This window comes from Candidatus Contubernalis alkalaceticus, from assembly GCF_022558445.1.
Classification (GTDB): domain Bacteria; phylum Bacillota; class Dethiobacteria; order SKNC01; family SKNC01; genus Contubernalis; species Contubernalis alkaliaceticus.
The window spans coordinates 2,479,401-2,492,206 of the sequence record NZ_CP054699.1 but is presented as its reverse complement, the minus strand read 5'-3'; the positions used below and the strand labels follow the sequence as shown (position 1 = coordinate 2,492,206).

At 39.1% G+C, this 12,806-nt stretch carries 12 protein-coding genes and 1 other annotated feature; of the genes, 11 read left to right on the top strand and 1 reads right to left on the bottom strand.

Going from position 1 to position 12,806, the window contains the following annotated elements:
• Window positions 1-19 precede the first annotated feature (19 nt).
• Complete coding sequence (locus HUE98_RS12510; protein WP_241420967.1) at window positions 20-1,036, bottom strand: uroporphyrinogen decarboxylase/cobalamine-independent methonine synthase family protein; 1,017 nt, start codon at window positions 1,034-1,036, stop codon at window positions 20-22.
• Between the two features lie 330 nt (window positions 1,037-1,366).
• Between HUE98_RS12510 and HUE98_RS12505 the strand changes: the two genes are divergently transcribed.
• The 11 genes from HUE98_RS12505 (at window position 1,367) to HUE98_RS12460 (ending at window position 12,775) form a co-directional block, all read left to right on the top strand.
• Window positions 1,367-3,079 carry an IS1634 family transposase gene (locus HUE98_RS12505; protein WP_241420966.1) on the top strand — a complete coding sequence of 571 codons (1,713 nt, stop codon included), beginning with the start codon at window positions 1,367-1,369 and terminating at the stop codon, window positions 3,077-3,079.
• A 196-nt stretch (window positions 3,080-3,275) separates the two neighbouring features.
• Window positions 3,276-4,037, top strand: coding sequence for a peptidoglycan editing factor PgeF (gene pgeF / locus HUE98_RS12500; RefSeq protein WP_241420965.1), 762 nt, complete (start codon window positions 3,276-3,278; stop codon window positions 4,035-4,037).
• Between the two features lie 112 nt (window positions 4,038-4,149).
• Entirely contained in the window at window positions 4,150-5,463 is a 1,314-nt protein-coding gene (locus HUE98_RS12495) for an HlyD family efflux transporter periplasmic adaptor subunit (RefSeq protein ID WP_241420964.1), read from the top strand.
• A 58-nt stretch (window positions 5,464-5,521) separates the two neighbouring features.
• Window positions 5,522-6,187 (top strand): YggS family pyridoxal phosphate-dependent enzyme, encoded by a 666-nt coding sequence (locus HUE98_RS12490; RefSeq protein ID WP_318036557.1) that lies wholly within the window; start codon window positions 5,522-5,524, stop codon window positions 6,185-6,187.
• Window positions 6,188-6,285: 98 nt separating this feature from the next.
• Entirely contained in the window at window positions 6,286-6,729 is a 444-nt protein-coding gene (locus tag HUE98_RS12485) for a cell division protein SepF (protein WP_241420962.1), read from the top strand.
• Between the two features lie 55 nt (window positions 6,730-6,784).
• Window positions 6,785-7,048 carry a YggT family protein gene (locus tag HUE98_RS18160; protein WP_407080321.1) on the top strand — a complete coding sequence of 88 codons (264 nt, stop codon included), beginning with the start codon at window positions 6,785-6,787 and terminating at the stop codon, window positions 7,046-7,048.
• A 28-nt stretch (window positions 7,049-7,076) separates the two neighbouring features.
• On the top strand, window positions 7,077-7,850 hold the full coding sequence (locus HUE98_RS12480) for a YlmH family RNA-binding protein (protein ID WP_241420961.1): 774 nt from the start codon (window positions 7,077-7,079) through the stop codon (window positions 7,848-7,850).
• Window positions 7,851-7,930: 80 nt separating this feature from the next.
• Window positions 7,931-8,440 (top strand): DivIVA domain-containing protein, encoded by a 510-nt coding sequence (locus tag HUE98_RS12475; protein ID WP_241420960.1) that lies wholly within the window; start codon window positions 7,931-7,933, stop codon window positions 8,438-8,440.
• Between the two features lie 79 nt (window positions 8,441-8,519).
• Window positions 8,520-8,743 (top strand) — a binding site (T-box leader).
• A gap of 52 nt (window positions 8,744-8,795) precedes the next feature.
• Window positions 8,796-11,606: an isoleucine--tRNA ligase gene (ileS, locus tag HUE98_RS12470; protein ID WP_241420959.1), complete on the top strand. Its 2,811-nt coding sequence runs from the start codon at window positions 8,796-8,798 to the stop codon at window positions 11,604-11,606.
• Between the two features lie 294 nt (window positions 11,607-11,900).
• Entirely contained in the window at window positions 11,901-12,203 is a 303-nt protein-coding gene (locus tag HUE98_RS12465; protein ID WP_318036499.1) for a DUF5665 domain-containing protein, read from the top strand.
• Between the two features lie 62 nt (window positions 12,204-12,265).
• Window positions 12,266-12,775, top strand: coding sequence for a nitroreductase family protein (locus tag HUE98_RS12460; protein WP_241423556.1), 510 nt, complete (start codon window positions 12,266-12,268; stop codon window positions 12,773-12,775).
• The last annotated feature ends 31 nt before the right edge of the window (window positions 12,776-12,806 follow it).

Sequence of the window (12,806 nt, the reverse complement as noted above, 5' to 3'; positions counted from 1 at the left end):
AATCCAGGGAATAGTATTATTAAATTTGATTCTTATAGTGTTCTGATACTGCTTTCAGCAGGCGATAGGATTTTTCTACAGTAACCTCTCCATCTACGTTGACTAAACAGCAGCGGGAGGGTGCAAGCCAGGCTTGAGAAAGAATTTGCCGGCGGGGAACACCGGATTTTTCCAGGTATGTCCACATTTCTTCCAGCTTTTCAATCATTGTTTTTACATTTTCCTTTTCATATTCCTCGGTAAGGGTGGGTGTTATGCCCCAGGAAATAATCCCCCCTCGTTCTAAAAAGGTTTTTACCTCTTCCTTATACCGACTAAAGATGTGCCCCCAGGTGAAGACATCTGCGGAGAGGATATCCAGGTCCAGCTGCAGAAGGAAGGACCAGTCCGGGTTTCCACAGAGATGTACCCCTTTGGGCCCGGGGAACTTTTCCAGGAAGGAATGGTAATCCCTTTGAGCACCATCGCTGGTATACCCGGTAAAGGCTTTAAATATCATTTCTAATCCCGGTTCATCTACCCAAACAAAAGAGCCGGGATGTTTCTCCAGCATATCTTTCAATTGTACCTCTGTTTTTCTGGCTACAAAGTCAAAAATGATGCTTTTTACTTCCTCATGATAAATCATGGATTTCTTATTTTCATCCAGAATCTTCAATCCCAGGCTTACGGGTCCAATGTTTTGACCACGAACATATTGATAGCCTGTTAAATCCATATCTAGAAATCGATGAAACAAAACAGAGTAATCCGGGGAAAGACGGAAAAAATTATCGTCATCCCAATTGTTCATAAGATTATCAAATTCTTGATAAAATTTATCCAATGAAAAACTAATATTTTGTTTCTCAAAATTTACAATTATACCGGGGAAATGCTCGGAAATCTGCACGTACATATCTTCAAAATAACTGTATCTGGGCAGTTGAGGCCAAAAGGGAATGTCCATTGACAAGGAGAGTTCTAGCGCTTTCTCCATGTCGGTATGGGGTAAAATTCCCATAGCAGTAGTCTGGCAGTTTCCTATTAATTTCATAATCTGCCTCCTTCGTTGTTCATATATTAATTTACCTTTCAATCAGCGTTATACTTTACAGGGCTGCATCACCTTTAATTTTCTTTACTGACTTCATATATAAAAAATATTATGCTCTTATAATATAGTATAATTTAAGTTAAATAAAGTTTTTTATATAGAAAGGGTAGATCCAAATGGGAGACGGGTCTTTGACAGTTGAATAATGAACACATGTCTTAAAAGCCTTGAAAATAGGGCTTTTTTTATTGCAAATTTGTCAATTTTTCACCTATTTCTATTGAGTATTATTGAGTATTATGTTATAATATAAGGGATTGGGGGGTTAATATGAGATTGTCTATTTCGAAATCAAAAAATTCCACATCTCTTTACGTAATTAAATCAACTTATGAGAATGGTGTACATTCATCAAAGATTGTTGAAAAACTTGGAACAGTTAATGATTTGAGTAAAAAGTTAAACGGCCAGGATCCCATTGAATGGGCAAAGAAATACATAGCAGAGCTGAATCAAAAAGAGAAGGAAGAAAAGCTTGATGTGTTGGTAAAGTACTCACCTTCCAAGGTCATTACGAAAGATGAACAGCGCTCTTTTAACGGTGGTTATCTTTTTCTTCAACAAATATACTATCAACTTGGCCTTCACAAAATATGTAAAGAAATGTTAGGAAAATACAAGGTTACATATGACCTAAACTCCATACTCTCCAGATTGATTTACGGAAGAATAATCTTCCCTTCATCTAAGCTCGCCACTTACCAACTTTCCTCAAGATTTATAGAACAACCTAACTTTGAACTTCAACATATATACAGAGCTCTTGAAGTTATTGCTAAGGAAACGGATTTTTTACAATCATCCTTGTACAACAACAGTTTAAAAGTTTCTAAGAGAAATACTGGTGTACTTTATTATGATTGCACCAATTATTTTTTTGAAATTGAACAGGCAGATGGCGATAAGCAATACGGTCCATCAAAAGAGCATAGACCAAACCCAATCATTCAAATGGGCCTATTTATGGATGGAGACGGTATCCCTCTTGCATTTAGCATCAACAAAGGAAATACAAATGAACAATTAACACTAAAACCCTTAGAAAAGAAAATTCTATCTGATTTTAATCTTTCTAAATTTATCGTATGTACCGATGCCGGTCTAGCGTCCAAAAATAACAGAAAATTTAACGACAGGGAAGAACGAGCATTTATTACAACTCAATCAATTAAGAAATTAAAAGCACATCTAAAAAAATGGGCACTTGATCCAAACGAATGGCACCTCTCTAACGATGTAAAAACCTATGACATCTCTAAACTAGATGATGAGAAAGCTAAAAATAAAATGTTTTACAAAGAACGTTGGATTAAAGAAAATGACCTTGAACAAAAAATCATTGTGACGTACTCTATCAAGTATAGAGATTATCAAAGAAAAATCCGTAATTCACAGATAGAACGTGCACAAAAAACAATAGATTCAAATCCTACAAAAATAAAAAAATGTAATCAGAATGATTGCAGAAGATTTATTAAAAAAACTAATTTTACTCCTGATGGAGAAATTGCTGAAAAAGAAATATACAGTATTGATACAGAGGTTATCGCTAAAGAAGAAGCCTTTGATGGGTTTTATGCTGTATGTACAAACCTTGAGGATGATGCTTCTGAAATAATTAAAGTAAACAATAGACGATGGGAGATTGAAGAATGTTTTAGAATTATGAAAAGTGAATTTAAAGCCAGACCTGTTTATTTAAGCCGTGATGACAGAATAGAAGCACATTTTACAACTTGCTTTATATCCTTAATTATTTACAGATTATTGGAAAAAAAGCTTGGTGAGAAATATACCTGCAGTGAAATAATTAGAGGATTAAAGGATATGAACTTTCATGAAATAAAGGGGGAGGGTTACACTCCAACATATACGAGAACTGACTTTACTGATGATTTACATGAGGCATTTGATTTCCGTACAGACTACCAGATTATAAAAACAAAACAAATGAAAAAAATTTTTAAAGCGACAAAAAAATAAAAACATTACTCACTTTTTTGAATACAAAAAAAGCTTGATAATCCTTGTAAATCAGGGATCATCAAGCTTTTTGCTTGTAACAACTGTCAAAGACGAGATAATATAGTATAATTTAAGTTAAATAAAGTTTTTTATATAGAAAGGGTAGATCCAAATGGGAGACTTCATCTTACAAAAAAAGGAGGGGTTAGAATACTTGACCATACCATCCTTTACAAAAAGAGGTATAATACATGGCTTTTCTACCCGTAAGTTAGAGAAAAGTAAAAACCCTTCTAACCGTCTGGATAATGAATGTGGACAGAGGGGTGATGAGTTCAAAGTTTATGAAAACAGGCAGACATTTTTTAATGTTTTAAATTTGAAGGGTGATTTCTGGTCATTAAAGCAGATTCACGGCAGCAAAGTAATAACTGTTGGAAAAAAGAGGGAAGCTTTCTTAAACAAAGAAGGCGTTTTGGAGGGAGATGGATTGGTTACAGGGCAGAGAGGGGTTATTCTAACCATGTATTCTGCCGATTGTGTTATTATTTTTCTCTTTGACCCTGTAAAGCAGGTGATTGGCCTGGGGCACGCCGGTTGGAGGGGTACGGTAAGAGGAATTGGGTCAGAACTGGTAAAGACTATGGTTAACAGTTTCGGCAGCAATGCAGGGGATATCCTGGTAGGAATTGGACCGGCAATCGGTGCCTGCTGTTATGAAGTTGGATTTGAGGTCATTAAAAAGGTATCGGAAGCGGTGAAAGAATCTCATCTCTTTGTAAAACTTATTGGTGAAGAAAAATGGATATTGGACTTAAAAATGTTAAATGTTGGAATTTTGGAAACTGCAGGGGTCAGGAAAGATAATATTACCATTAGCAGTCACTGTACTTTCTGTCATCCGGATTCATTTTTTTCCTTTCGTAGAGATGGGGGTAAGACTGGACGGATGGTGTCGGTAATAAGCCTGTCATAATCTGTATTATATTAATAATCTATAAACCCTCGACTTTTTCAGGTAAAATATATTACAATAGTAGTATGTTGGGTTACATAAGTAAAAAATGGATATTAAAGGTGTTAAAAATATGCGTAAAAAGCATTTAAAATTGATTCCGGGTAATAAGAAAGAGAAAAAAGAACGTACGCCACTTCAAAAATTCTTTAGAAAAACGGTAGTAATCTTAAGTATAATTCTTTTTGTCTTTTTTCTAGGCCGGTCAGTTTTTTTATGGGGTTACGGTATGGCTTCATCTTACGTGGTTAAGACTGTTATCACAGAGGATAGTGTTCTGGAGGAAAAAATTGCTGTTGAAGGTTTTATTATCAGGGAAGAAAAGGTTGTGACTTCTCCTCAGGAGGGTTATCTAATTTGGGCATTAGAAGAGGGAACTCGAGTTGGTGTTGGCAGGGAAGTAGCAGAGATTGTATCCCGTCCTTTGTATACAGTGGAATACCGGGAAGAAGAAAGCCATGTTCTGCAAAATGATGAACATGAACAGGATAAACAAGAAAAAGAAAATGATGAAGGGGACAATGAGGAAGATTTACTAGTTGACGACAACAATCTGGAGAATGATGCTGCTGAAGTTTTCGAAGAAAATGAAGAATTATTTGATCCTAAAGAAATTGAATACCATACCTCAGTCGTTGTGAACCGCCTGCGAAGTGCTTTGTCAGCGGGAGATATGGAGGAAGCTGAAAAATATTATCATCAGCTGAAAGGGATTTCCCAGGAACAGCTGATTGTACATAGTAGTCTTCATCCTACTAATAGTAAACTATTATCTCCTTTTTCAGGGATCGTTGTTTATTATACTGATGGGTTGGAGGATTTTTTTCAGCCTTCCCTTATACATTTTTTAAGCAGTCATCAGTTAGGTGCTTTTAAACGGGAGGGTAAAGAAATAAACTTTGGCGAGAAAATAGGGCGGGGATCTCCTATTTTTAAAATTGTAGATAATTATACCTGGTATTTTACAGTTCCTGTGACCCCGGAGCAGGGGGAAGAATTTAAGGACAATAAAAGGGTATATATCAGGTTTGATTTTGTTTCTGATTATGATGTCAGAGTTGATGTTTTTCACATTGAGGAAGAGCAAGATAAAACCTTAGTGACTTTTAAAGTAAATGAACAGTTGGAAAATTTTTATCTTTACAGGCAGACTCAGGCAGAGATTATTTATAATTATCTTCGGGGTATTATCGTTCCGGAGGAAGCCTTACTTACGAAGGGCGAGGAAACAGGAGTCTATACCATAGAAAAGGCAATGGTGAGATTTCGTCCGGTTACTGTAAAAGAGGAACATGAGGGAGATGTTATAGTGGAAGGTCTGCCTGCAGGAAGGGTTGTTATTACAAATCCCAGGTTTTTTAGAGAAGGACAATATATTCCCTCCTAGACTTAGGGAAAAGAAAAAGTAAAAATAACTCTATAAAAATGGGAGGAAGATGATTGTGATGCAAGATAACTTGTTAAAAATCGTAGATAAGATAAAGGAGGCCCAGGTAAAATCGGGACGTCAAGAAGATACCATCACTCTTATTGCTGTAACCAAGGGGGTTGCTCCGGAAAAAATAAAAGAGGCAGTTTCCATAGGGATTAACAATTTTGGAGAAAACAGGGTTCAGGAGGTTATCCCTAAGATAGAGATTCTCCCGGATAAACTGACCTGGCATTTCATTGGGCACCTACAAAGTAATAAGGTCAAAGAAGTTCTGCCTCGTTTTTCTTTAATTCATTCTTTGGACAGACTTTCCCTGGCAAAAGAGATTCAAATACGATCTGAAAAATCCAGCAGGATTACGGAAGCTCTGGTTCAGGTAAATGTAGCTGAAGAAAAGTCCAAATTTGGTCTTTCTGTTAATGAAGTAGAAGGATTTATTGAGATGGTTGTAGAAAAATTTCCCAATATAAAAATAACAGGATTGATGACTATTGCCCCCTATGTGGAAGATCCCCAGGAGGTCAGGACTATTTTTCGGGAGTTGAAGAATCTATCCTGTAAAATTAAGGTGCCGGGGGTTGAACTGAAAGAACTGTCTATGGGTATGAGCAGTGATTATGAAGTAGCCGTTGAAGAGGGGGCTACTATGGTAAGAATCGGCACGGCACTCTTTGGTTAATTTTAGATATTATGTTTGAAAAGATACTGTATAAATAGTTGAATAATTAGTTATTATGAACAAGGGGTTAAAAAACAGGTCAAGGAGGAATAATGACAATGGGATTAAAATTTTTTGATAAGATATTAGTATTTTTTGGATTGGCTGAGGAGGAGGTTGACCATCAAGAAATGGCTTCTGTAGTTGATTCTGCAAATCCCTCTAATCGGAAAGGAAAAGTAGTAAGCCTGCATACCAGCAAAAATCTTAGGGTGATTGTGGCAGAACCAAAAGACTTTGACGAAGCCCAGTCCATTGCCGAGAACCTGAAAAACAAGCTCCCCGTAGTAATTAATCTGGAGGGCACTGAACTGGAGATTTCCAAGCGGTTAATTGATTTTATCAGCGGAGCGGCTTATGCTCTCAATGCCAATTACCAAAAAATTAGTAATCATATTTTTATTTTCACTCCGAATAATATAGATATTAATTCTACCATTACTCGTAGTGAAGTAAATGCTTTTACAACAGGTTCCTTTGAAGATTCTGAACTGGATGATTAACCTTCCATAAGTAAAAAAAAATGGTGAGGTGATACCTATTTTTAATTTTGCTCAGATGATTAATGTTTTTTTCAGGTTACTTTATTATTTTTTAATAGCTCGAATTATCTTAAGTTACTTTGCTTTTAATCCATACGGGAAACCCTGGCTGGTTCAACTTAAAAAGGTCGTTTACCAGGTGACGGAACCTATACTTCTTCCCTTTAGAAATATTATTCCTTTAATTAATATGGGCGGAGGTTATATAGACCTTTCTCCCATAGTTGCCATTATTGTTTTGAATTTTATTCGAGGTCTGTTAATAAATCTGGTGAGGTAACTAATAAACTTTGATAAAAGGAGATAAAATGCAAGGAGAAAACCACATTCCTCCTTTGGAGAGGGCCATGTTGGAGAAAATAAAGGATAAAGTTCAGTTGGTATGCCGTTCAAATTCCCCTCAGATAACTGATTTTATGGATCCTTATCAGCAGCAGGTTATGGAATCGTATTTGAAAACCTGTAAAGAGATCAGGTTTTTAACCTATGGCGGTTACCCTGGGGCGGAGAGAGCAAAAATAGCAGTGATGCCCGGCAGCTGGACTGCTGAATCCGTGGATTTAGGGATATCTTTGATGGAATTTAAGGGCGGTTCTAAGTTTAAAGAGCTGAGCCATCGGGATTATCTCGGGGCTTCCTTAAATCTTGGATTGAAGAGAGAAAAACTAGGGGATATTATTATGGGAGAGCAGGGGGCAGTAATTATAGTGGATTCAAGTATAGTTCCTTTTCTCTTACAAAATTTAACCCAGGTAAACACAGTACCAGTAACTCTAGAGGAGATTGATTTGGAACATCTGGTGGTTCCAGAGGAACGCAGTAAAGAGATTAAGGGCACTGTGGCCTCTTTAAGGCTGGATACAGTAGCCGGTTTGGGGTTTGGATATTCCCGGTCAAAGATTGCCAGGGTAATTAAAGCTGATCAGGTAAAGTTGAACTGGCAGAGGGCAAATGATCCTTCTTCTCAAGTAAAAAAGGGAGATGTGATTTCTTTAAGAGGTAGAGGAAGGATAATTTTGGAAAACATATTAGGGGAGAGTAAAAAGGGCAGATTGAGAATTGTTGTAAAAAAGGTGCGGTAATAGAAGGAGTTTGCTAAAATTTGGCGAAGAAAAAAGGAAGATATGACACGAACCAATAGCTGAACCAAGGAGGTTTTAAGATGCCATTAACTCCGCTGGACATTCAAAACAAGGAGTTCACAGTTGCACTACGGGGATTTAACCGGGACGAAGTAAATGAATTTTTGGACAGGCTTACCAAAGATTACGAAACAATGATTAAAGAAAATGTTCTTCTTAAGGAAAAGGCGGAGGGTCTGGATGGGAAGCTGGAGCATTATAAAAGGATAGAGGAAACTCTGCAAAAGGCTATATTAATTGCTCAGGAGACAGCCGAAGAGGTGAAAAGGAATGCCAACAAGGAGGCAGAACTGATTCGCAGGGAGGCTGAAAAGGATGCTTCAAGAATTATAGAAGAAGCCAGATACAGGGCAAGCAAAGTTTTGGCTGAGCATGAAGATCTGCATAAACAGGCCCAGGTTTTCAAGCTGCGATTGCGTTCTCTGGTTGAAGCACAGCTGTCTGCCCTGGAATCCGAAACCTGGCTGGATTTCCAATCAGGAGGAAATAAGTATGAAGAAGAGGATGACCTGGAGGGCAGGCTGGGTTAAGCTTCCTTTTGTTATTAAAGTGGTATAAATATTGACTTTTAAGAAAATAATGATATATTAGTAATAATGATTGTTAAAGAACAAATCGATGAACGGGCGGAGTATTCAGGTTATTGCTGTACAGAGAGTCAGGGAAGCTGAAAACTGACCTTCAATGCCTGCTGAAAATCACCCGGGAGTGCTGTGCGAAATTTTAAAAAAGAGTAGACACAGCCGGTGGCGCCGTTACTGCCAGTTATGCCATTGTTTTATTATTTATTTTATACCAGGGTGGTACAGCGGGAATATTATCCCGTCCCTATCAGGACGGGTTTTTTTAATTTTATTTTGATAGAAAAGCGAGGTATTAAAAGTCATGGATTACAAAGAAACACTTAATCTTCCCCAAACCGAGTTTCCCATGAGGGCAAATCTTCCTAAACGGGAACCGGACATTTTGAAATATTGGGATGAAATTAATCTCTACGAACTGGTTCAAAAGACCAGGAAAGGTAAGGAAAAATTTATACTTCATGACGGTCCCCCCTATGCCAATGGGGATATTCACATGGGAACAGCTATGAACAAGGTAATTAAAGATATTGTGGTAAAGTATAAAACCATGAAAGGGTATGACTCTCCGTACGTTCCCGGGTGGGATACCCACGGCCTTCCCATCGAGCACCAAATTATTAAGACTAAAAAAATTAAACGTCATGAGGTAGGAGACCTGGAGTTTAGGCACCAGTGCAAGAACTATGCTTTAAAATTTGTGGACATTCAAAGGGAACAATTTATGAGGTTAGGGGTTCGAGGAGATTGGTTTAATCCATATCTTACCCTGGCCCCTTCTTTTGAGGCTCGGCAGATTGAAGTTTTCGGAGAAATGTACAAAAGAGGATATATTTACAAAGGCCTTAAGCCGGTTTATTGGTGCACTTCATGTGAAACAGCCCTGGCCGAGGCGGAGGTTGAATATGATGATAGTAAATCTCCTTCTATCTTTGTTAAATTCCCTATCATTCAAGACAAGGGTCTATTTGGTGGGGAACCCAATCATTATGTGGTAATCTGGACCACTACCCCTTGGACTCTTCCGGCTAACGTAGCTGTAGCATTACATCCGGACTTTGATTATGTGCGGATTAAACTGGATGAGGAGTATTATATTATGGCAGAGGGATTGGCTGCCCGAGTAATGATGGTATTAGACCGTACCGACTGGGAAGTGGTAGGCCGTTATAAGGGGACTGATCTTTCGGGGCTGAAATATCAACACGCTCTGCTGGATAAAGAAGGAGTGGTGGTTACCGGTGATCTGGTAACCCTGGAGCAGGGTTCAGGTTGCGTTCACATAGCCCCCGGCCATGGTATGGAAGACTATCAGTTAAGTCTGGTTCACGATCTTCCCATCGTGGCTCCTTTGGATAACAAGGGTATTTTTACAGAAGAAGCGAAACAGTTTCAGGGACTGTCCTATTCTGAAGGGAATAAGGCGGTTACTACGGAGCTTAAAGAGAAAAATTTATTATTCCATCTTGACTTTTTATCTCATCCTTATCCTCACTGCTGGCGTTGTAAAAAGCCCGTAATTTTTAGAGCCACAGAGCAGTGGTTTGCCTCCATAGACCAGTTTCGGGAAAAAGCTTTGGAGGCGGTCAAGGAGGTTAATTGGACTCCTTCTTGGGGAGAAGAGAGGATCACTAAAATGGTAGGGGAACGACACGACTGGTGTATTTCCCGACAGCGAATTTGGGGAGTGCCCATTCCTATATTTTACTGCAACGACTGTGATAAAGAATTGATTAATGATGATACTATCAAGAAGGTTAGGGATCTTTTTGCTGAAGAAGGGTCTGATGCATGGTTTAGAAGAACGGCGGAGGAAATGCTGCCGGCGGGACTCCAGTGTCCTCACTGCAGTGGTTCCGGGTTTCGTAAAGAAACAGATATCATGGATGTCTGGTTTGATTCCGGGTCTACTCATGCTGCTGTTTGTGACGCCAGGGAAGAACTGGGTTGGCCTGTGGACCTTTACCTGGAGGGCAGTGACCAGTATCGGGGATGGTTTCAATCTTCTCTGTTAACTTCGGTGGCAACCCGGGAAAGTGCCCCATATCGTTCTGTTCTAACCCATGGATGGGTAGTGGACGGAGAAGGCAAAAAGATGTCCAAATCAGTGGGCAATGTTGTTGCTCCTAAGGAAATTATTAAAAACTATGGTGCTGATATCTTGAGGTTGTGGGTTTCTTCTTCTGATTTTAAAGGAGATGTCAGAGTTTCCCCCAACATACTGAAGCAGCTGTCGGAGGTATACCGAAAAATCCGCAATACTGCTCGGTATATGCTGGGGAACAGCCGAGACTTTAGCCCTTCTAAAGACCGGGTACCGTACAGTGAAATGTGGGAAATAGACCGGTGGGCTTTACACAGGCTTCAGGAATTGGTAGAAACGGTTACCAGGGCTTATGAGAAATATGAATTTCACCAGGTATTTCATTCCATTCACAATTTCTGTGTAATTGATATGAGCAATTTTTATCTAGATGTCTTAAAAGATAGGCTCTATGTATTTCCCGCCGGAGATTCAGGCAGGAGAGCAGCTCAAACGGTAATGTATGAGATACTGAACTCTCTGGTAATAATGATTGCTCCAATTATGCCCTTTACCGCAGAAGAAATATGGCAGTTTTTGCCGGAGAAGCCGGAGGAAGTAGAGAAGACGGTACAGCTGGCTTCCTGGCCTGAAGTGAATAAAAATTATTTAGACAACCGGTTGAAAGAGAAATGGCAGGGTATCCTGGAGGTGCGCAATGAGGTCTCCAGGGCATTGGAGGAGGCCAGGAGAAGTAAAATCATATCGGGCTCTCAAGGGGCGTCGGTGGATATTTATCCTGCCCCAGATGTTTACGAACTTCTGAAAGAATATGAAGAACAACTGGCCATGATTTTTATCGTGTCGCATATTCTTTTGCATAAACCGGATACTTTGGTGGCCCTGGAGGGGATTTACGAAAGCTCTTCCATAAGGGATTTAAAAATAGGGGTCAGTCAAGCCCGGGGCGGCAAGTGTGAAAGATGTTGGAATATCAGCGAAACTGTAGGCACTCAAACAGAAAATCCAGAGCTTTGTAACCGTTGTTATTCTGTGATAAAGGAGCTGGATGTTAGCCTTTCCACAGAATAGTAATACTGTGAAAACTGGCAAATAAGCGGTGCCGAATTAGCGGTGCCAATGGGACGTTCTGAAAGCGTGGACAATGGAACCGTCCTTCATGGCTTAGCGGTGCAGCTCAAAATAAGCAGCCTTTTGCTGTAGTGGTAGAAAGATGTAATATAATCTGAATATAAATTTATTATCAAGGGAACAGGGTATTCTATAAAGAAGAAACCCTGTTCTTTTTTTTCATGTTTTTAATAATTAAAAGTTTTTCATAATGGCAGGTAATTACGCATATTTTTGGGTAAATTATAAAGAGGGGTGCTTATGGAACAGTATAGAAAGAATATCCTTCTAAGAGAGTTAAATGAGAAAATGGAAAAATTGAGCCAGGATATGGAGCGATTTAATCTTGCAGAATACCTGGAGCTTTTAAATAATCCGCGCAGGTACCTATGGTTAAATTTTGCTGGTGGCCTTTTCCGGGGGTTGGGAATTGCTCTGGGAGCAACTATTCTGGGGGCCCTGGTCCTTTATATGCTGCAGCGGTTGGTGGTGCTGAATCTGCCGGTAATTGGGGACCTGATCGCGGAATTGGTGCGAATTGTTCAGGTTCATCTTTAAAAAATATTCACTGTAATAATATTTAGAAATACATTAATGAGGAGGTGAATTAGGTGGAATTGATGGAAGCCATCCAAAAAAGACACAGCATAAGAAATTTTAAAGAGGATGAAATTGCACAAGAGGATCTTAAAAAGATACTGGAGGCAGCCTGTCTGGCACCCACTGCAGGGAATATGCAGGCCTGGAGATTTGTGGTGGTAAAAAATAAGAAAATCAAAAGAGACCTGGGTATTTCCGCCTTAAATCAAATGTGGATGTCTAAGGCACCGTTGATTTTGGTTATTTGTGCAGACATGGCCCGGGCAGAGCGTTTTTATGGTGAAAGGGGAAAGAATCTTTATGCTTTACAGGATACAGCTGCTGCAGCCCAAAATATTTTATTGACCGCCGTTTCCTTAGGCATGGGCGGTTGTTGGGTTGGAGCTTTCAGTGAACCTAGAGTTTCTAAAATCTTGGATTTATCTCACTGGGTTAGGCCCCTGGCTATGCTTCCCATTGGTTTTACGGATGAGGAGGTGAAATCTTCATCTCGTTTGAAACCGGAGGAACTGACTCAGTATATAGATTGATAAATGAGATTATTCATTAAACAGCAGGATG